Origin of the sequence: Rhodovulum sp. HP10 (assembly GCF_047553435.1) — a bacterium.
Taxonomy (GTDB): domain Bacteria; phylum Pseudomonadota; class Alphaproteobacteria; order Rhodobacterales; family Rhodobacteraceae; genus Rhodovulum.
Window position 1 is genome coordinate 2,367,821 of the sequence record NZ_CP180201.1, and the last position, 19,005, is coordinate 2,386,825.

17 protein-coding genes are annotated in these 19,005 nt (G+C 69.0%); 14 read left to right on the forward strand and 3 right to left on the reverse strand.

The window, feature by feature from the left end; genetic code table 11:
* Positions 1–14 precede the first annotated feature (14 nt).
* The gene (locus ACK8CO_RS11105) at positions 15–704 is read right to left on the reverse strand and encodes a GntR family transcriptional regulator (RefSeq protein ID WP_080618183.1); all 690 of its coding nucleotides are present in this window, start codon (positions 702–704) and stop codon (positions 15–17) included.
* 179 nt (positions 705–883) lie between these two features.
* On the opposite strand from ACK8CO_RS11105, the gene ACK8CO_RS11110 reads away from it, so the two are divergent.
* The 9 genes from ACK8CO_RS11110 (at position 884) to ACK8CO_RS11150 (ending at position 11,539) form a co-directional block, all read left to right on the forward strand.
* A complete protein-coding gene (locus tag ACK8CO_RS11110; protein WP_414896664.1) occupies positions 884–1,879 on the forward strand; it encodes an NAD(P)H-quinone oxidoreductase in 996 nt (331 codons plus the stop codon).
* A 131-nt stretch (positions 1,880–2,010) separates the two neighbouring features.
* On the forward strand, positions 2,011–3,210 hold the full coding sequence (locus ACK8CO_RS11115) for an ABC transporter substrate-binding protein (RefSeq protein WP_414896665.1): 1,200 nt from the start codon (positions 2,011–2,013) through the stop codon (positions 3,208–3,210).
* A 206-nt stretch (positions 3,211–3,416) separates the two neighbouring features.
* On the forward strand, positions 3,417–4,301 hold the full coding sequence (locus ACK8CO_RS11120; protein ID WP_112316122.1) for a branched-chain amino acid ABC transporter permease: 885 nt from the start codon (positions 3,417–3,419) through the stop codon (positions 4,299–4,301).
* Positions 4,302–4,311: 10 nt separating this feature from the next.
* Entirely contained in the window at positions 4,312–6,144 is a 1,833-nt protein-coding gene (locus tag ACK8CO_RS11125; protein ID WP_414896666.1) for a branched-chain amino acid ABC transporter ATP-binding protein/permease, read from the forward strand.
* A complete protein-coding gene (locus tag ACK8CO_RS11130; protein WP_080618187.1) occupies positions 6,131–6,835 on the forward strand; it encodes an ABC transporter ATP-binding protein in 705 nt (234 codons plus the stop codon). The genes ACK8CO_RS11125 and ACK8CO_RS11130 overlap by 14 nt, the downstream gene beginning before the upstream one ends.
* A 2-nt stretch (positions 6,836–6,837) precedes the next feature.
* Entirely contained in the window at positions 6,838–7,638 is an 801-nt protein-coding gene (gene fabG, locus ACK8CO_RS11135; RefSeq protein WP_414896667.1) for a 3-oxoacyl-ACP reductase FabG, read from the forward strand.
* Between the two features lie 8 nt (positions 7,639–7,646).
* Positions 7,647–8,456 (forward strand): shikimate dehydrogenase family protein, encoded by an 810-nt coding sequence (locus ACK8CO_RS11140; RefSeq protein ID WP_414896668.1) that lies wholly within the window; start codon positions 7,647–7,649, stop codon positions 8,454–8,456.
* Between the two features lie 11 nt (positions 8,457–8,467).
* Positions 8,468–10,081, forward strand: coding sequence for a GMC family oxidoreductase (locus tag ACK8CO_RS11145; protein WP_414896669.1), 1,614 nt, complete (start codon positions 8,468–8,470; stop codon positions 10,079–10,081).
* A 39-nt stretch (positions 10,082–10,120) separates the two neighbouring features.
* A complete protein-coding gene (locus ACK8CO_RS11150; protein WP_414896670.1) occupies positions 10,121–11,539 on the forward strand; it encodes an NAD-dependent succinate-semialdehyde dehydrogenase in 1,419 nt (472 codons plus the stop codon).
* A 145-nt stretch (positions 11,540–11,684) separates the two neighbouring features.
* On the opposite strand, the gene ACK8CO_RS11155 is transcribed toward ACK8CO_RS11150, so the two are convergent.
* Together ACK8CO_RS11155 and ACK8CO_RS11160 are read right to left on the reverse strand one after the other, a co-directional pair.
* Positions 11,685–12,095, reverse strand: coding sequence for a GFA family protein (locus ACK8CO_RS11155; RefSeq protein ID WP_414896671.1), 411 nt, complete (start codon positions 12,093–12,095; stop codon positions 11,685–11,687).
* The gene (locus tag ACK8CO_RS11160; protein ID WP_414896672.1) at positions 12,092–12,796 is read right to left on the reverse strand and encodes a FadR/GntR family transcriptional regulator; all 705 of its coding nucleotides are present in this window, start codon (positions 12,794–12,796) and stop codon (positions 12,092–12,094) included. Before ACK8CO_RS11160 ends, ACK8CO_RS11155 begins: the two co-directional genes overlap by 4 nt.
* 193 nt (positions 12,797–12,989) lie before the next feature.
* Between ACK8CO_RS11160 and ACK8CO_RS11165 the strand changes: the two genes are divergently transcribed.
* The 5 genes from ACK8CO_RS11165 (at position 12,990) to ACK8CO_RS11185 (ending at position 18,940) form a co-directional block, all read left to right on the forward strand.
* A complete protein-coding gene (locus ACK8CO_RS11165) occupies positions 12,990–13,766 on the forward strand; it encodes an SDR family NAD(P)-dependent oxidoreductase (RefSeq protein WP_414896673.1) in 777 nt (258 codons plus the stop codon).
* A gap of 10 nt (positions 13,767–13,776) precedes the next feature.
* On the forward strand, positions 13,777–14,517 hold the full coding sequence (locus ACK8CO_RS11170; RefSeq protein ID WP_080618193.1) for an SDR family NAD(P)-dependent oxidoreductase: 741 nt from the start codon (positions 13,777–13,779) through the stop codon (positions 14,515–14,517).
* Between the two features lie 23 nt (positions 14,518–14,540).
* Positions 14,541–16,733 carry a thiamine pyrophosphate-dependent enzyme gene (locus ACK8CO_RS11175; RefSeq protein WP_414896674.1) on the forward strand — a complete coding sequence of 731 codons (2,193 nt, stop codon included), beginning with the start codon at positions 14,541–14,543 and terminating at the stop codon, positions 16,731–16,733.
* Between the two features lie 63 nt (positions 16,734–16,796).
* Positions 16,797–18,041 (forward strand): dihydrolipoamide acetyltransferase family protein, encoded by a 1,245-nt coding sequence (locus ACK8CO_RS11180; protein ID WP_414896675.1) that lies wholly within the window; start codon positions 16,797–16,799, stop codon positions 18,039–18,041.
* Positions 18,042–18,133: 92 nt separating this feature from the next.
* A complete protein-coding gene (locus tag ACK8CO_RS11185; RefSeq protein ID WP_414896676.1) occupies positions 18,134–18,940 on the forward strand; it encodes an AraC family transcriptional regulator in 807 nt (268 codons plus the stop codon).
* Positions 18,941–19,005: the final 65 nt, after the last annotated feature.

The window sequence follows — 19,005 nt, forward strand, 5'->3', positions numbered from 1 at the left end:
GCCCGCAGCCTGCCCTAATCGGGCAGGCCCTCGGCGACATGGGCCAGAAGCCCCTCGCCATTGCCGCGAATGTCGTAGATCAAGGCGTCGCGGGCGGCCTCGGCATCGCCCGCGCGGATCGCGGCAACGATCCGGCGATGGGGGTGCGGCTCCCAGTTGGGGGGGATGCCGCCATCGTAGAGATGCGACAGGATCGGCCCGCAGCGCATCCAGAGATTGGACACCAGATCGAGCGCCACCGGCTGCCCGGCCATCTCGCACAGCATCAAATGAAAGCGGGTATTCTCGCCGATTGCCTCGGCGAAATCGCCCGCATCCTGCGCCGCGATCATCCGGCGATGCATGTCCTCCAGCGCGTCGATATCCTTGGGCACGGCGACCCGCGCGGCCTCGGCCGCGGCATTGCCCTCCAGATGCTCGCGGATGCCGCGGATCTCCATCAGGATGCCGCGGGTCAGATACGGCACGCAGGTCCGCCCCCGCGAATCGAGCCGCAATGCATTCTCGGCCACCAGCCGCATCAGCGCCTCGCGCATCGGAGTCGCGCTGATCCCGAATCGCTGCGACAGCGGCCGCAGCGTCAGCACCGTGCCGGGCTGCAACTCGCCCCGCATCAGTGCCTCGCGCAATCCCCTATAGGCCTGTTCGCTCAGGCTTTGCTTTTCGACCGGCCTGATCCAGGCCGCCGGATCGGCCCCGTTCATGACGTCATCACCTTCGCTCCTCCCCGAAATCGTGTTGACATGTTGTTATAACAAATTACACATAACGTCGCAGGGCGGAAGGGGAGCCGCCAACGGCAAACGGGAGGTTGCATGTTCAAATTGTCACAGTCGCGTCAGGTCGCAAAGGCGCGGGCGCAATGCCCGGTGGGAACCGCCCGATGACCGGCGTTCTGTCCGTGACGGCACCCGTTCCGGGTGGCCCCGAGGCGCTGACGCTCGAAACCCGGACCCTGTCCGCCCCCGGGCCGGGCGAGATGCGGGTTCGTGTCCATGCTGCGGGCGTGAACCGCCCCGATGCGATGCAGCGCGAGGGCAATTACCCGCCGCCGCCCGGCGCCTCCGACGTGCTGGGGCTGGAGCTTTCGGGCGAGGTTCTCGAGATCGGCCCCGGCGTGACCCGCTTTGCCCCCGGCGACCGGGTGATGGCTCTGGTCGCGGGCGGCGCCTATGCCGAAGAGGCCATCGTGCAGGCCGATGTCGCGCTGCCGGTGCCCGAGGGCCTGTCGATGACCGAGGCCGCGGGCATCCCCGAGACCTATTTCACCGTCTGGTCGAACCTCTTCATCCGCGCCGGGCTGCAGCCCGGGGAAACCGCGCTGATCCATGGCGGCACCTCGGGCATCGGCGTCACCGCGACGCTCCTGGCCCGGGCGATCGGCGCGCGCGTCATCACCACCTGCGGCAGCGACGAGAAATGCCGCGCCTCCGAGAAGCTGGGCGCCGCGGCCTCGGTCAATTACCGCGATACCGATTTCGTTCAGGCGGTACGCGATCTGACCGGCGGCAAGGGCCCCGAGGTGATCCTCGACATGGTCGGCGGCCCCTACATGCAGCGCAATCTCGACCTGGTGGCCGAGGACGGGCGGATCGCCCAGATCGCCTTCCAGCAGGGCTCGCGCGCCGAGATGGACATGGGCCCGGTGCTGTTCAAGCGCCTGACGCTCTGCGGCTCGACGCTTCGGGCGCGGCCCCTGGCGATGAAGGCCGAGCTGGCCCGCGAGATCGAGGCGAAGGTGCTGCCGCTGATCCTTCAGAAGGGCGCCGGACCGGTGATCGATTCCACATTTCCGCTGAAAAGGGTGCAGGACGCCCATGCCCGGCTCGAGGCTTCGGCCCATACCGGCAAGATCATCCTGCTGACCGATGCGGCCTGAGCGACCGGCCTGAACGACGGGCCCGGGCCGGAAACGCCGCCCACAGAATTCGGCCGACCGGCCGCGCGCCCCAGGGCCGTCCGGTCGTGCCGCCTGCCCATAACACGTCATCCGAAACGGGAGGAACCACCATGACCACCAGATCCATCCTGCTGGGCACCGCGCTTGGCCTGACGCTCGGCGGCAGCGCGCTGGCCGATGTCAAGATCGGCTCGCTCTATCCCTTCAGCGGCCCGCTGGCGCTGCTGGGCGAGGAAAGCGCGCGCGGGCTCGACCTTGCGGTCGACCAGATCAATGCCGCGGGCGGCCTTCACGGCGAACAGATCGTGCTCGAGCGCGGCGATGCCGTCGACAACAACCAGGCCATCGGCGAAGCCCGCCGGCTGATCTCGCTCGAGGGCGTCAAGGCGGTCTTCGGCACCTATTCCTCGTCGCGGGTGATCGCGGCCTCGCAGGTGACCGAACTGGCCGGCATCCCCTATTTCGAGCTCGGCGCCGTCGCCGACGAGGTGACCGGGCGCGGCATGACCTACCTGTTCCGCACCAACCCCACCGCCGAGCATATGGGCATCGCCGTCATCGACATGCTGGTCGATCAGATCGCCCCCGCCGCCGGCAAGGCGCCCGAAGATCTGAAGGTCGGCATCATCTACGAGGACAGCTCCTACGGCACCTCGGTCGCCGGTCACGAGGTCGCCCATGCCAAGGAGCGCGGGCTGAACGTGGTGCTGAAATCGGGCTACCCGGCCAATATCGTCGACATGTCCTCGCTGGTGCTCGACCTGAAGGGCAAGGGCGTCGACGTGGTGCTGCAGACCTCGTATCAGAACGACACGGTGCTGTTCCTGCAGCAGGCCAACGAGGCCGGCTACAAGCCGATGGCGATCATCGGCGGCGGCGGCGGCTACTCGATGCAGCCCACGGCCGATGCGGTCGGCGCCGATGTGATCGACGGCATCTATGACGTCGATTTCACCCAATACGCGATCAATCCCGACTTCACCCCGGGCATCGAGACCTTCCTCGAGGCCTATCGCGCCAAATACGGGCAGGAGCCGCGCTCGGGCCATTCGCTGACCAACTATGTCGGCGCGCTCGCGGTGCTTCAGGCCATCGGCGAGGGCGAGGGCTTCGAACCCGACCAGATCGTCGCCTCGGTCAAGGCGATGGACATTCCCGATGGCTCCACCGCGGCGGGCTATGGCGTCAAGTTCGACGACACCAACCAGAACGAGCGCGCGCGGATGATGGGCATGCAATGGCAGGACGGCAAGCTCCTGACGGTCTATCCGCCGGATGCCGCCGTCGCCGAGATCCGCCAGTCCGAGTGACCGTGTCGCGGTTGGCCGGCCCGGCGGACGGGTTCGGCTGACCGCATCGGGGGCCGACCGGCGGACCGGTCCGGCCCCCGGCTCCGGCCCTGTCGCCGGACGTCTTCCAGGATCTGCCCCGGCCCCGCTGGCCGCGCTGGCAGCGAACACCCCCCGAAACCGGCGGGGGCGGGTGCCGCCCGCCCTCCGAACGTGGCGGAGCCGACATGACGACATTCCTGCAAATCCTTCTGAACGGCCTGATGCTGGGCGGCCTCTTCGCCATCGTCAGCATCGGGCTGACGCTGATCTTCGGCATCATCAAGGTGGTCAACTTCGCCCATGGCGAATTCCTGATGGGCGGCATGTTCATCACCTGGCTGATCACCACCCAGATGGGGCTGCACCCCTATGCGGCGGTGATCGTCGTCGTGCCGGTGCTGTTCGTGATGGGCGCGCTGACGCAAAGACTGTTGATCCAGCCGCTGATGTCGGCCCGCGACGACCATATCCAGATCTTCGCCACCGTCGGCCTGTCCACGGCGCTGATCAACCTCGCGCTCCTGATCTTCGGTGCCGACATCGCCAACACCCCGCCGCATGGCCTGCGCGCGCCGCTCGAATTCGGCGAGCTGCGGCTGCTCAGCGGACAGCTGATGATCTTCGGCGCCGCCATCCTGCTGGTGATCGGGCTAGAGCTGTTCCTGAAATACACCCAGACCGGACGCGCCATCCGCGCCGTCGCCCAGAACCGCGGCGCGGCCGAGCTGATGGGCATCAATGTCAACCACATCTACGTGCTGACCTTCGGGCTCGGCGCTGCCTGCGTCGGCCTTGCCGCCGTGCTGATCGCGCCGCTTTACCCGACCTCGTCCAATATCGGCACCTATTTCGTGCTGACCGCCTTCGTGGTGGTGGTGCTGGGCGGGCTCGGCTCGATCCCCGGCGCCTTCCTCGGCGCGCTGATCATAGGCGAGGTCGACGCGCTGTCGGGCTATTACATCGGCTCGGACCTGCGCGAGGCCGTCGTCTTCGGGCTGTTCCTGCTGATCCTGATCCTGAGGCCCTCGGGCCTGTTCGGCGCCCGGCAAAACCTGTCGCACCTGTCCTGAGGCCCCTCCCATGAGCAACGAAACGACCTCCGGCACCTCCTCCGTGTCCGCCCCGTCGCTGCCCTGGCCCGCCATCGGCGTGGCCCTGGTGCTGGCCTCGCTGCTGCTGATCCCGCTGGGGATCGGCAATGCCTTCGTCACCCATATCTTCGTCACCATCTGCCTGATGGCGGCGCTGTCCTCGGCCTGGAACCTGGTCGGCGGCTTTGCCGGACAGCTCTCGCTGGGGCATGCCACCTTCTACGGCATCGGCGCCTACACCGCGGTGATCCTCGTCAATCTCGGCATCACGCCCTGGATCGGCATGTTCGCGGGCGCGGGCATCGCGGCGATCGTCGGCATGGCAATCTCCTATCCCTGCTTCCGTCTCAAGGGGCCCTTCTTCTCGCTGGCCTCGATCGCCTTTCTCGAGGTGTTCCGGGTCCTGACGCTGCATTTCTCGGAGTTCACCGGCGGCGCCACCGGCAAGATGATCCCGCTGAAGCTGGGCTGGACCTGGATGGTCTTCCGCGAACGCTGGCCGTCCCTGCTGATCATCTTCGGCATGCTCTGCGCGGTGCTGGTCGTGGTCTGGGCGGTGCGCCGTTCGCGGCTCGGCTTCTACCTGATCGCCACCCGCGAACGCGAATCCGCTGCCAAGGCCGCGGGCGTAAAGACCGTGCAGGTGCGGCTGGTCGCGGTCGCCATCTCCTCGGCGCTCTGCGCGATGCTGGGCACCTTCCACGCGATGTACCTGACCTTCATCGAGCCCTCGGCGATGTTCTCGCTGACCTTCTCGATCCAGATCGCGATGTTCGCGCTGATCGGCGGGCTCGGCACAGTCTCGGGTCCGCTTCTGGGTGCCGTCCTGCTGGTGCCGCTGACCGAATGGGCGCGGGCCTCGTTCGGCGCCTCGGCACTGGGGCTGCATGGCTTCGTCTATGGCGTCGTGCTGCTCCTGGCGGTGCTGTTCATGCCGAACGGCATCATCGGCCTGTTGCAGAAGTTCCGCCGCGCGCCGCATCACGAGCTGGACGAGGACGAGCCCACCACCCAGACCGACAGCATCAAGGCCCCCGCACAGGCCACGACGCCCCCCTCGCCCGACCGTGAGGGCATCGGCCGCGACGTGATGCGGGTTCAGAACCTCAACAAGCGCTTCGGCGGGCTGCATGTCACGAAGAACGTCAACTTCACCCTGCGCGAGGGCGAGGTGCTGGGGCTGATCGGGCCGAATGGCGCGGGCAAGACCACGCTGTTCAACATGCTCTCGGGCTTTTTGACCCCGAATGAGGGCTCGGTCACCGTGCGCGGCCCCGATGGCGGCTATCACACGCCGGTCAACCCGGCCGATTTCGCGGCCCTCGGCGTCGGCCGGACCTTCCAGATCGTCCAGCCCTTCGCGGCGATGACGGTCGAGGAGAACATCATGGTCGGCGCCTTCTACCGCCACCATGACGAACATGACGCCCGCGAGGCCGCGCGCCAGACCGCCTGGCGGATGGGTCTCGGCCCGCTTCTGCAGGACGAGGCGCGCGGGCTGACCATCGGCGGGCTCAAGCGGCTGGAAGTTGCCCGGGTCATGGCGATGGAGCCGCGCATCCTGCTGCTCGACGAGGTGATGGCGGGCATCAACCAGACCGATGTGCGCCGCGCCATCGACCTGATGCTGTCAATCCGCGACAGCGGCGTGTCGATCATCGCCATCGAGCATGTGATGCAGGCGGTGATGTCGCTGTCCGACCGCGTGCTGGTCCTGGCCGCGGGCGAGGTCATCGCCGAGGGCGACCCCCATGAGGTGGTCCGCGACCCGCATGTGATCGAGGCCTATCTGGGCAAGGAGTTCGCCAATGCTCACCGTTGAAAACATCCATGCCGGCTACGGCCCGACCTCGATCCTGCAGGATGTCAGCCTCGACGTGAAGGAAGGCGAGATCGTCACCATCGTCGGCGCCAATGGCGCCGGCAAGACGACGACGCTCAAGACCATCGCCGGGCTGATCAAGCCGACATCGGGCAGGATCACCTTCTGCGGCGAGGACATCACCCGCCTCAGGGGCGATCAGGTCGTCGACCGGGGCATCACCCTGATCCCCGAGGGGCGCCAGCTCTTCCCCGACATGACCGTGCGCGAGAACCTTCTGATGGGCGCCTATCGCCGCGCCGCGCGCGATTTCCAGGACGAGCGTCTGGAAGAGGTTATGGACATCTTCCCCCGCGTCCGCGAGCGGCTGAACCAGACCGCCTCGTCGCTGTCGGGGGGCGAGCAGCAGATGGTCGCCATCGCCCGGGGCATGATGGCCAATCCGCGGCTTCTGATGTTCGACGAACCCTCGCTGGGGCTTGCGCCGATCATCGTCTCGCAGGTCTTCGAGGTGGTGCGGCAGATCGCTGCCAAGGGCACCACCGTGCTGATCGTCGAGCAGAATGTCTATTCGACGCTCAAGGTCGCGCAGCGGGGCTATGTGCTTGAAAACGGGCGCGTCGTCATTTCCGAAAGCGCCGAAGACCTGCTTCAGGACGACTATGTCCGGCAGGCCTATCTGGGGATATGAGCATGACCCGCAGCGAAACCGTCCGCCCCGAATTCCGCACCCGCCTGTCGCATCAAAGCCGCCGCGTGCTGGTCACCGGCGGCGCCCGGGGCATCGGGCTGGCCATTGCCGAAGCCTTCGCCGCCCGCGGCGCGACCGTCGCGCTTTGCGATCTCGACCCCGGGGCCGTGGCCCAAGCGACCGCGCAGATCTCGGCCTCCGGCGCCGCCGGATCGGTCCTGCCCGTGACCTGCGATGTCTCGGATTATACCGCGTTGGCCGCCGCGCTCGAGGCCGCCGGGGGCAATTTCGACACCGTCATCAACAATGCGGGCATCTCGCCCAAGCATGACGGCGTCGCCCATAAGGTCTGGCAAATGGACCCGGCCGAGTTCCGCCGCGTGCTCGACGTGAACCTCACCGGCAGCTTCAACACCGTCCGCGCGCTGGCGCCGGGCATGATCGCGGCCAGGAGGGGCTGGATCGTCAACATGTCCTCGGTCGCGGGCAAGACCTTCATGCCGGTGGTCGCCTGCCATTACGCCGCGACCAAATCCGCGATCCTCGGCTTCACCCGGCACCTGGCGGGCGAGCTCGGCCCCCATGGCATCCGCGTCAACGCGCTGGCGCCGGGCCGGATCGAGACGCCGATGGTGCTGGGCGTCGCCCCCGAGGTGAACGCGGCCCAGGTCGAGATGACGCCTCTGGGGCGTCTGGGCGAGCCCGCCGAGGTGGCCGAGGCCGCGCTCTGGCTCACGGATGCGGAATCGAGCTTTGTCACCGGCCAGACGATCGACGTCGCCGGCGGGCTCCTGATGACATGAGGAACAGGATGATCACCGGCAAGACCAGGGTCTGGTCCATTCTCGCCGATCCCATCGGCCATGTGAAAACGCCCCAGGAAATCAACGCGCTCTGCGCGGCCGAGGGAATCGACGGGGTGATGGTGCCGATGCAGGTCCATCCCGAGAACCTCGCCACGGCGGTCGCGGGCCTGAAGGGCATCGAATCCTTCGGCGGTTTCGTCGTCACCGTGCCGCACAAGACGAAGATCGTCGCACTCTGCGACCGTCTGATCGGCGATGCCGCCCGGATCGGCGCGGTCAATGTCGTGCGACGCGAGACCGACGGCACGCTGACCGGCGCCATTCTCGACGGGCTCGGGTTCGTCGAGGGGCTGCGCTCGGAAGGGATCGAGCCGCGCGGCATGAATGCCTGCCTTCTGGGCGCGGGCGGCGCGGGTGCCGCCATCGCCTTTGCCCTGGCCGAGGCCGGGGTCTCGCGCCTGACCATCGTCAACCGCTCGCAGGACAAGGCCGAGGATCTCGCCGCCCGGGTGGCCCTGGCCTATCCGGACGTGCCCGTCGCCGCCGGGGCGCCCGAGACCGCGAGCCGCGATCTGATCGTCAACGCCACCTCGCTGGGGCTGAAACCGGAAGATCCGCTGCCGCTCGGGGATACCGCCTTCCATGCCGGTCAGGTCGTGGCCGACGCGATCATGGACCCGGTCGAGACCCGGCTCCTGGCCACCGCCCGCGCGGCGGGCGCGCGGGTCCATCCCGGTCTGCCGATGCTGCGCCAGCAGATCCGGCTGATGGCCGAACATCTGGGCGCCCTGCCCGCTGCCACCCCCCAGGACTGAGGACGCGCCAGATGCCGCAAGACCTGCCCGATGGCAGCCGCTTCGATTACGTCATCATCGGCGGCGGCACGGCGGGGTGCATCCTCGCCGAGGCGCTCAGCCGCTCGGGCCGCGCCTCGGTCCTTTTGTGCGAGGCGGGCGGCGAGGCCCGTTCGCCCTGGATCACCATTCCTGCCGGGTTCTACAAGCTTCTGACCAACCCAGCCTATAACTGGGGCTTCTGGTCCGAGGCCGAGCCCGCCACGCTGAACCGCCGGATCGCCATTCCGCGCGGCAAGGGACTGGGCGGCTCGACCCTGATCAACGGCATGATCTATGTCCGCGGCCAGCCCGGGGATTATGACCTGTGGGAGGACCGCGGCTGCACCGGCTGGGGCTGGGACGATGTGCTGCCGCATTTCCGCGCGCTCGAACGCTGGGCGGGGCCCGATCCCGACGGCATGCGCGGGCAGGACGGCCCGATGCCCATCGCCGAGGTGGTCGAGAAGACCCCCGTAGGCCAGGCCTTCATCGAGGCGGCCCGCGCACAGGGCCAGCGGTTCAACCCCGACTATAACGGCGCGGGGCAAGAGGGCGTCGGCTGGTATCAGGTCAACCAGGAGCGCGGCGAGCGTCATTCGGCGGCCCGCGCCTGGCTGGCAAAGGCCCGCCGCCGCTCCAACCTGACCGTGCTGACCCATGCCCGCGCCACCCGCCTGCTGCTGGAGGGTCGGCGCGCGACCGGCGTCACCCTTTCCCGGCCCGGCGGCGCGCTCAGCGTCCAGGCCGGCGAGGTGATCCTGGCCGCCGGCGCGGTCCAGAGCCCGCAACTGCTGGAACTGTCGGGCATCGGCGATGCCGACCGGCTGCGCGGGCTTGGCATAGAGGTCGTCCACGATCTGCCCGGCGTCGGCGAGAACTATCTCGACCATTTCTGCACCCGGATGAACTGGCGGGTCTCGCAACCCGTCACCCTGAACGAGCTGACGCGCTTTCCGAAACTGCTGGGCGAGGTCGCGAAATACGCGCTTTCCCGCCGGGGTGTGCTGACCTACGGCACCGGGCTCGCCCATGGCTTCCTGCGCTCGCGCGAGGGTCTCGACCGGCCCGACGTGCAGTATTTCTTCATGCATGCCAGCTACGCCAATGCCGCCGAGCGCAAGCTCGACCGCTTCCCCGGCATGACGCTGGGCGTGACCCAGCTGCGCCCGCAATCGCGCGGCTCGATCCATGCCACCTCGCCCGATATCGCGCAGCAGCCCGAGATCCGGCCCAATTTCCTCGATGCCGAAGAGGATCGCCGCGCCATGGTCGACGGCATGAAGCTCGGCCGCGAGATCGTCGGGCAGGCGCCGATGGATGCCTACCGGGTGGCCGAACTCAGCCCCGGGCCCGACTGCCGGAGCGACGAGGACTGGCTGCAATTCGCCCGCGCCAACGGGCAGACGATCTACCATGCGGCGGGCACCTGCCGCATGGGCACCGACCTCGCCGCCGTGGTCGATCCCGAACTGAAGGTCCGTGGCATTGACGGGCTGCGCGTGATCGACGCGTCGGTCATGCCCGAGATGGTTTCGGGCAATACCCAGGCGGCGGTGATGATGATTGCGCGGAAGGCGGCGCAAGGAATACTCTCGGCGGGCTGAGCCCCCCGAAACCGGATGGAGACGAAGATGTATCCCGACATGACACTCATCATCGGCGGCGAGGCCCGCGCCACCGCCAGCGAAGGCACGATGACCGTGTCGAACCCCGCCAACGAGCAGGAACTGGCGACGATCCCGCGCGCGGGCCGCGCCGAGGCCGAAGAGGCCGCCCGCCTGTCGCTGAAGGGCTTTGCCGACTGGTCGGCCCTGTCACCCTATGAGCGCTCGAAGGTGATGCGCCGCGCCGCCGATCTGATGCGCGAGCGCGCCGATCAGGCCGCCCGCGTGATGACGCTCGAACAGGGCAAGCCGCTGGCCGAGGCCCGGGGCGAATGGATGGGCTCGGCCGATCTTCTGGACTGGTTCGCCGAGGAAGGCCGCCGGGTCTATGGCCGGATCGTGGCCTCGCGCGCGCCCTCGATCCATATCAGCGTGCTGAAGAAACCCGCAGGCCCCGTGGCCTGCTTCACGCCCTGGAACTTCCCGGCCTGGAACACCATGCAGAAGGTCGCCCCGGCGCTTGGTGCGGGCTGTTCGGTGGTGATCAAGCCGGCCTCGGAAACGCCCGGCACCGCCTGGATGATCGCCCGGGTGCTGCTCGATGCGGGCCTGCCCCCGGCCGCGATCTCGGTGGTCTGGGGCAAGACCTCGGAGATCTCGGATGCGCTGATCTCGGCCCCCGAGATCCGCAAGGTCTCGCTGACCGGCTCGACCCGGGTCGGCCGGATCGTCGCGGCCCAGGCCGGCCAGCACCTCAAGAAGGTGACGATGGAACTCGGCGGCCATGGCCCCGTCATCGTCGCCGCCGATGCCGATCTCGACCGGCTGGTGCCGATGGCGGTGCAGTGGAAATACCGCAACGCGGGCCAGGTCTGCGTCTCGCCCACCCGCTTCATCGTCGACGACGCGCTGCATGACGACTTCGTCGCCCGCATGGCCGAGGGCGCGGCCGCGCTGAAACTGGGCGACGGGCTCGAGGCGGGCACCCAGATGGGGCCGCTGACCCAGAAGGCGCAGCTGAACCAGGTGGCCGAGATGGTCGCCGATGCCGAAGGCCGGGGCGCGAAACTCGAGACCGGCGGCGCGCGGGTCGGCAATATCGGCAATTTCTTCGCCCCCACCGTGGTCTCGGGCATGACCCCCGAGATGCTGGCGATGAACGAGGAACCCTTCGGCCCGATCGCGCTGGTGATGCGCAGCGAGGGCCTCGAGGCATCGCTGGCCGAGGCCAACCGCCTGCCGGTGGGGCTCGGGGCCTATCTCTTCACCCGCTCGATGGAGGTCTCGCAAGAGGTTCAGGACCGGCTGAAATCGGGGATGCTGGGCATCAACCATTTCGCCCTCGCCCTGCCCGAGACCCCGTTCGGCGGCGTGCTCGATTCGGGCTACGGCTCGGAAGGCGGGATCGAGGGGATCGAAGCCTATCTCTCGACCATGACCGTCACCGCCGCGATCTGAGCGCGGCCGAGATACGGTTCAACGGAATACGGGCCAAAGCGGCGCGGGCACTCCCTCCCGGCCCGACCGGGCTTTCCGCGCCCCGGCCCGTCCCCCGGCGCCGTCCTTCCGACAGGGAGGGCGGCGCCCCCGCCTTTGCCCCGCCTCAGCTCTCGCCCGGCAGACCCGCAAGCCGGTGGGCCCGATCCAGGGCATCCTCCCAGGGCGCCCGGTCGGCCCAGCAGATATGCGCCTCGGGCGCGATCCCCGGATCGCCGTCAAGGCAGCCTGCCGGCACCGTCAGCCCCCCGTCCCCGGTCTCGACCGGCAGCGCCGAGCCGCATGCCCCGCAAAAGGCCCGCGCATGGCGGGTGCCCTCCAGCCGGAAGGTCCGCACCTGGTCGCGCCCGGCCAGCCAGTCGAGCCGCGCCTGCCCGGCAAACAACGTCGCCGCGAAGGCCGATCCGCTGTCATGGCGGCAACGCGCGCAATGGCACAGGAAGAAATGCCCGAAGGTCCCGGTGACGCGGAACCGCACCCGGCCGCAGAGGCAACCGCCCGTGTGCACCCCGCTCATGCCTCGTCCCCCCGCCGCCGGTAAAGCTGGGTCCGCTCTGCCGCGTTTCTCAGATGGCGCGCGGCGGCGGCAGCGGCGGCCTCGGGATCGCCCTCGGCAATGGCGCGGTAGATCGCCTGATGCTCGGCTTGCACCGCGTCCAGAAGATCCGACAGGTTGGCGCGGGTATTGGCCCGCGCCCGGCGAATTACGTCACGCGCGCCGAATTCGAGATGCTGGCAGAGCGAGACGAAATGCGGGTTATGGGTGGCCTCGACGATGGCCTGATGAAAGGCGAAATCCTCCTCGTCGCCCAGCTCGTCGCTGGCGATGGCATATTCCATCCCGATCAGCGCCCGCCGGATCGCCTTCAGATCCGCCGCGTCCCGGTGCAGCGCGGCCGAGCGCGTCGCCGCCACCTCGACCGCCTCCAGAAGCTCCATCACCTGGGCCAGCGCCTCGGTGCCATCGAGATCGACCCCGGTCATCCGGAAGGCCCGCGCCTCGCGATTCTCGGTGACGAAGACGCCCGAGCCGGCCCGGGCCTCGACCAGCCCGTCGGATTTCAGATGCGACAGCGCCTCGCGCACCACCGCGCGCGAGACCGCATATTCGGCCGCCAGCGCGCGTTCGCTGGGCAGCCGCGCGCCCGCGCCGAATTCGCCGCCCGCGATCCGCTGCCCCAGCCGGGCCGCGATGTCGTCCGGCAGGTCCCTGCCCATGCTTGTCCCCTTCTCCGCCATGTCCCGTCCAACCGGTCAGACCGGGGCGGGCAAGCCTAACATCCTTGCCCTGTGGGATGAAGTCACCCTGCCCGGCCTTCCTTCCCGCAAAAGGACGCAGGAGCCATGTTGACTGGTCCGACCAATTTATGCAACTGTCCCGACCAAAGGCAGCCATCAGGGAGGATCGGCGATGCCCGACCGCCAGTGCACGCCCCGGGCGCGCGCAACCACCTCATTCGATTTCACCGGACGGTCGCTGATCCTGACCGGCGCCAATGGCGGCATCGGCCGCGAGGTCGCCCGGATCTTCGCCGCGGGCGGCGCGCATCTTCTGCTGGCCGACCGCGACCTCGCGCCCCTGGAGGCCTTCGCCGCGACCCTGCCCGGGACGGGCGCAAGGATCTGCCAGCAGATCGACGCCGCCGATCCCGACGCGGCCCAGGCGCTGATCGACGAGGCCGTGGCCGAATTCGGCGGCATCGACCATATCGTGCCATCGGCCGGCATCTACCTGGCCGAACCCTTCGCCGACATGACCGATGCCGCCTGGCGCCGGACGCTCTCGATCAATCTCGACGGGGTGTTCTACCTTCTGCGCCGCGCAGTGCCGCATCTGACCGAGGGCTCCTCGATCGTCACGCTCTCGTCGATGGCAGCCTATCGCGGCGCGCTGACCAATGCGCATTACGCCGCCTCGAAGGGCGCTATGGTGTCGCTGACCCGCAGCCTCGCCCATGAGCTGGGGCCGAAGACCCGCGTGAACGGCATCGCGCCCGGCATCATCGAGACCCCGATGATCGGCGATTACATGAAGACCCGGGCCGAGGCGACGCTGGCCAACACGCCCCTGAAGCGGCTCGGCCAGCCCGGGGAAGTGGCCGCCGCCATCGCCTTTCTCTGTTCCGATGCGGCCGGGTTCATCACCGGCGAGACGCTGCAGGTCAATGGCGGCCTGCACATGGCCTGAGGAGAGACCCATGACCGATTTCCAGGGAAAACGGGTGCTTGTCACCGGCGCGGGCCGGGGCCTTGGCGCCGCCATTGCCGAGGGCTTCGCCGAGGCCGGGGCCGAAACGCTTCTGGCCGATATCGACCCGGCAACGCTTGCCGCAACCGCGGATGCCCTGACCGCCCGCGGGCTGAAGGCCCGCGCGATCCCGCTCGATGTCACCGACCGCGCGGCCGTCGAGGCGCTGGCCGCAACGCTTGACGGGCTTGACGTTCTGGTCAGCAATGCGGGCGTCGCGGGCCGCGCCGCCTTCGACGACCCCGCCCAGGCCGAGGTCTGGGACCGGGTGATCGCGGTCAATCTGGGCGGTGCCTTCAACGTGGCCCGCGCCCTGACCCCGGCCCTGATCGCCCGGCGCGGCAATGTGGTGCAGCTGTCTTCCGTCGCGGGCTTCGTCGCCGGCGGCTCGACCGCCGGTTACGTGACCTCGAAGGGCGCGATCCGCTCGCTGACCCAGGCCATGGCGCGCGATCTGGCCCCGCACGGGGTCCGCGTCAACGCCGTCGCCCCCGGCATCATGGACAGCGAGATGGCCAATGCCCAGCTCGCCCGCCCCGGCGGTGCCGACTGGTTCCTGAACCGGGCCATGCTGGGCCGGATCGGGACGCAGGCCGAGCTGGTCGCCCCCATCCTCTTCCTCGCCTCGGACCGCGCGAGCTTCATCACCGGCACCGTGCTGCCCGTCGATGGCGGCTTCCTCGCCGCCTGACCCCAATTTCCCGGAGCCCCCTCATGCCCGATTTCACCGACCTCACCCCGCTGGCCCCCTGGCGCGAGATCCGCGCGACCGAGGCCGACCGCAATGCGCTCGACCCCGAGACCGGGCGCACCATGCTGTCGCAGCTCTGCCTGATCCGCGCCTTCGAGGAGAAGGTGCTGGACCTCGCCGGACGCGGCCTCGTCCATGGCCCCGCCCATTCCGCCATCGGGCAGGAAGGCGGCGCCGTCGGCTCGGCGCTGGCGATGCGGCCGACCGATCAGGTCAACGGCTCGCACCGGGCGCATCACCAGTTCTTGGCCAAGGCACTGGCCTATGTCGCCGAGGCGGGGATCGACCCCGAGGCCGAGTTCGACGGCGAGATCCGCGATCTGTCGAAGAAGACGCTCGCCGAGATCATGGGCCTTGCGCAGGGCTTCTGCCGGGGCCGCGGCGGGTCGATGCATCTTCGCTGGGCCGAGGCCGGGAACCTTGGCACCAATGCCATCGTGGGCGGCGGCGTGCCGATGGCCGCGGGCGCGGCCTGGGCGCATCAGCAGGCCGGGACCGGCGATGTCGTCTACACCTATTTCGGCGATGGCGCGGTCAATATCGGCTCGGTTCTCGAGACCATGAACCTGGCCGCCGCCTGGAAACTGCCGATCTGTTTCTTCATCGAAAACAACCGCTATGCCGTCTCGACCCATGTCAGCGAGGCCACCGCCGAGCCGCGGCTCTCGGCGCGGGGCCTCGCCTTCGGCATCCCCGCCTTCAAGGTCGACGGGATGGATGCGCTGTCGGTCCTGATCGCCTCGCATGAGGCCAACCGGATCATGCGCGCGGGCGAGGGCCCGGTGGTGATCGAGGCCGATCTCTACCGCTATTTCCACCAGAACGGCCCCCTGCCCGGCTCGGCCTTCGGCTATCGCGACAAGGCCGAAGAGGCCGAATGGCGCGCCCGCGACCCGATCGAGGGGCTGGCCGGGCTGTTGCAGACCCGTCAGATCATCGGCGAGGACGCGGTGGCGGGGCTGCGTGCCCGCTGCGAGACGATGATGGAAGAGATCGCGGGCGAGCTGACCGAGACCGTCGACGGCAAGACCCGGGTCATTCCGGCGCTCTGGCCCGAGGAAAGCTTTCGCGATGCCGGGCTGCGCGGCGATCTGAGCGAGATGGACGGCGCCCGCTACGAGGAAGAAGACAACTTCTCGGGCGCGCTCGATGCCAATGCCAAGTTCATCGACGCGGTGGCCAATGTCATGCACCGGCGGATGGAGACCGATGAACGCATCGTCGTGCTGGGCGAGGATGTGCACCGGCTGAAGGGCGGCACCAACGGCGCGACGCGGGGGCTGTCGCAGGACTTCCCCGACCGCTGCCTGGGCACCCCCATCGCCGAGAACGCCTTTACCGGGCTGGCCGCCGGCATGGCCGCCGATGGCCGCGTGCGCCCGGTGATCGAATTCATGTATCCCGATTTCATGTGGGTCGCGGCCGATCAGGTCTTCAACCAGATCGGCAAGGCCCGGCACATGTTCGGCGGCGACAGCCCGATGCCGCTGGTGCTGCGCACCAAGGTCGCGATGGGCACGGGCTACGGCTCGCAGCATTCGATGGACCCGGCGGGCATCTTCGCCACCGCCCCGGGCTGGCGCATCGTCGCGCCCTCGACGCCGTTCGACTATGTCGGGCTGATGAATTCGGCGCTGCGCTGCGATGACCCGGTGCTGGTGATCGAGCATGTCGATCTCTACGCCTCGAAGGGCGCGGCGCCGGTCGAGGATCTCGATTACTGCATCCCCTTGGGCAAGGCCAGGGTCGTGCGTCCCGGATCGCGGCTGACGATCCTGACCTATCTGGCCATGGTCGAGAAGACCCGTGCCGTGGTCGAAGACCTCGGCGTCGATGCCGAGATCATCGATCTGCGCAGCCTCGACCGCGCCAGCCTCGACTGGGAAACCATCGAGGCCTCGATCCGCAAGACCAACAACGTGCTGATCGTCGAGCAGGGCGCGCGCGGCACCTCCTATGGCGGGATGCTGGCCGACGAGCTGCAGCGGCGGGTCTTCGACTGGCTCGACCAGCCGGTGCAGCGGGTGACGGGCGGCGAGGCCTCGCCCTCGATCTCGAAGGTACTGGAGGCCGCGGCCTGTGCCCGTCCCGCCGATATCGTCCAGGCGATCCGGACGGCGATGGCCGATCAGGGCCGGCCGCTCGCCGCCGAATGACCGCCGCCCGCCCCCACAGACCCTGCCCCCGCAGATCCTGAGCCCGCACACAAGGAGACCGACATGGCCACCGAGCTTACGTTGCCCGCGCTTTCGGCCGGGATGGAAGATGCCGTCATCGCCGCCTGGCTGGTCGCCCCCGGCGACCGGGTCGAGAAGGGCCAGCCGCTGGCCGAGGTCGAGACCGACAAGGCCACGATGGAGCTTGAAGCCGAGGCCCCGGGGCTCGTCGGCCGCCTCGCCGTCAAGGCGGGCGCCCGGGCCGATGTCGGCCAGGTGATCGCGGTCCTGCTGGCCGAGGGCGAATCCCTGCCGGAGGAATCGTGCCCGGACCCCGAGCCCGCCCCGACTGCGACAGCCCCGGAACCAGCCCCCGCCGCCGCCGCGCTGGCCCCCAGCATGCTTCCTGCGGCGGGTCCCGACCGCCCCCGCGCCTCGCCGCTGGCCCGGCGGCTGGCGACGCAGGCCGGGCTGACGCTCGACGGGCTGTCGGGCTCGGGGCCGAAGGGCCGCATCGTCCGGGTCGATATCGAGCGGCTGATTGCCAGCGCGCCAGCCGAAACCATGGCCGAAACTGCACCGGAACCGGCCGCGACGCCATCCCCGATCCCGCCCGGTCTCGGCCCCTATGAGGCGCGGCCCGTCTCGCAGATGCGCCGCACCATCGCCCGCCGCCTGTCCGAGGCCAAGCAGACGATCCCGCATTTCTACCTCGAGGCCGAGGCCGATCTCGAGGCGCTGATGGCGCTGCGCGCGCAGGTGAACGATGGCCGCGAGGGCTCTGCGCGGATCTCGGTCAATGACTTCATCGTCAAGGCCGCGGCCCGTGCGCTCGCCCGCCTGCCCGAGGCCAATGTGATCTGGCGCGGCGACGAGATCTGGCAGCTCTCGGATATCGACATCGCGGTCGCGGTCGCCACCGATGGCGGGCTGATGACGCCGATCCTGCGCTGCGCCGACCGGATGAGCCTCGGCACGCTCTCGGCCGAGATGAAGGCGCTGGCCGCCCGCGCCCGCGCCGGCATGCTGAAGCCCGAGGATTATCAGGGCGGCGGCTTCTCGGTCTCGAATCTCGGCATGTACGGGGTGCGCAGCTTCTCGGCCATCGTCAATCCGCCGCAAAGCTGCATCCTCGCGGCGGGCGCAGCCGAACGTCGCCCCATAGGGCGGGGCGATCAGATCGTGCTGGCCCCGGTGATGAGCCTCACGCTCTCGGTCGATCACCGCTCGGTCGACGGCGCGCTCGGGGCGCAGCTTCTGGCCGAGATCCGGAAAGGACTCGAAGAGCCGATGTCGCTTCTGCTCTAGGCCCGCCGGTCCGGGCGGCGCGGCCGCAAGGTCCGCCTCCGGGGCCAGAGCCGCCCTTCACGGGACGGGCACAGGAATGATATGCGGGCGGGATGCAGCGCAACCGATATCACCATCTCAGCTGGCTCGGCGGCATCGAGCTTTTCGAAGCCGCCTTCAGCACCCAGACCTTTTCCCGCCACGCGCATGAGGGCTTTGCCATCGGCGCGATTTCCGAGGGTGCGGGCGGCTATCTCTGCCGGGGCGAGAACATGGTGCTGCCCGCCGGGTCGCTCTCGCTGATGAACCCCGAAGAGGCCCATACCGGCCACGCGGCGGTGGGACTTGTGCGCTACAACATGCTCTATGCCCCGGAGGCGGCGGTGCGCTCGGTGCTGGGTCTGCGCAGCCTTCGCGGCTTTGCCGAGATCGCCCCCAGGGATCGCGATTTCGCCCTGACCCGGGCGCTGGCCCGGCTGGCGCAGGGGCTGAACGATGCCCCGGCAGCCGACAGGAGGCTCGCGACCGAGGAGGCCGTGCATGAGGTTCTGGCGCAGGCCTTTGCCCATTACGGCCGCGCCGAGCTGCGCAGGCCCGGCCGGGAGCCCGCCGCCATCCGTGCCATGCTGGACCGGATCGAGGCCGCCGTCGCCGCGGGCGACGATCTCGGCCTCAGCGATCTGGCCCGGGCGGTCGGGCTGAATCCCTCCTACCTGATCCGCAGCACCCGCCGCGCCACCGGCCTGACCCCGCATGGCCATGTGCTCCGCATCCGCGTGGATCACGCCCGGCGCCTGCTGCTCGACGGGGTGTCCGCCGCCGAGGCCGCTGCCGGGGCCGGGTTCTGCGATCAGGCTCATCTGATCCGCCAGTTCCGACGTCATTACGGGGTGACGCCCGGCGCCCTGATCCGGCACTGACAGGTCAATTTCGTCCAAGACGCAGGCGCGTCCCGCATGGCAGGGCAGGCTCCGAAAGGAACTTG

What these genes read in the sequence shown, in the direction of transcription:
- ACK8CO_RS11175 (WP_414896674.1), top strand. Translation starts at nt 14,541, where the DNA reads ATGCCCGATTTCACCGACCTCACCCCGCTGGCCCCCTGGCGCGAGATC.
- ACK8CO_RS11155 (WP_414896671.1), bottom strand. Translation starts at nt 12,095, where the DNA reads ATGAGCGGGGTGCACACGGGCGGTTGCCTCTGCGGCCGGGTGCGGTTC.
- ACK8CO_RS11115 (WP_414896665.1), top strand. Translation starts at nt 2,011, where the DNA reads ATGACCACCAGATCCATCCTGCTGGGCACCGCGCTTGGCCTGACGCTC.
- ACK8CO_RS11130 (WP_080618187.1), top strand. Translation starts at nt 6,131, where the DNA reads ATGCTCACCGTTGAAAACATCCATGCCGGCTACGGCCCGACCTCGATC.
- ACK8CO_RS11185 (WP_414896676.1), top strand. Translation starts at nt 18,134, where the DNA reads ATGCAGCGCAACCGATATCACCATCTCAGCTGGCTCGGCGGCATCGAG.
- ACK8CO_RS11160 (WP_414896672.1), bottom strand. Translation starts at nt 12,796, where the DNA reads ATGGGCAGGGACCTGCCGGACGACATCGCGGCCCGGCTGGGGCAGCGG.
- ACK8CO_RS11125 (WP_414896666.1), top strand. Translation starts at nt 4,312, where the DNA reads ATGAGCAACGAAACGACCTCCGGCACCTCCTCCGTGTCCGCCCCGTCG.
- ACK8CO_RS11145 (WP_414896669.1), top strand. Translation starts at nt 8,468, where the DNA reads ATGCCGCAAGACCTGCCCGATGGCAGCCGCTTCGATTACGTCATCATC.
- ACK8CO_RS11120 (WP_112316122.1), top strand. Translation starts at nt 3,417, where the DNA reads ATGACGACATTCCTGCAAATCCTTCTGAACGGCCTGATGCTGGGCGGC.
- ACK8CO_RS11105 (WP_080618183.1), bottom strand. Translation starts at nt 704, where the DNA reads ATGAACGGGGCCGATCCGGCGGCCTGGATCAGGCCGGTCGAAAAGCAA.
- ACK8CO_RS11165 (WP_414896673.1), top strand. Translation starts at nt 12,990, where the DNA reads ATGCCCGACCGCCAGTGCACGCCCCGGGCGCGCGCAACCACCTCATTC.
- ACK8CO_RS11150 (WP_414896670.1), top strand. Translation starts at nt 10,121, where the DNA reads ATGACACTCATCATCGGCGGCGAGGCCCGCGCCACCGCCAGCGAAGGC.
- ACK8CO_RS11180 (WP_414896675.1), top strand. Translation starts at nt 16,797, where the DNA reads ATGGCCACCGAGCTTACGTTGCCCGCGCTTTCGGCCGGGATGGAAGAT.
- ACK8CO_RS11170 (WP_080618193.1), top strand. Translation starts at nt 13,777, where the DNA reads ATGACCGATTTCCAGGGAAAACGGGTGCTTGTCACCGGCGCGGGCCGG.
- ACK8CO_RS11110 (WP_414896664.1), top strand. Translation starts at nt 884, where the DNA reads ATGACCGGCGTTCTGTCCGTGACGGCACCCGTTCCGGGTGGCCCCGAG.
- fabG (WP_414896667.1), top strand. Translation starts at nt 6,838, where the DNA reads ATGACCCGCAGCGAAACCGTCCGCCCCGAATTCCGCACCCGCCTGTCG.
- ACK8CO_RS11140 (WP_414896668.1), top strand. Translation starts at nt 7,647, where the DNA reads ATGATCACCGGCAAGACCAGGGTCTGGTCCATTCTCGCCGATCCCATC.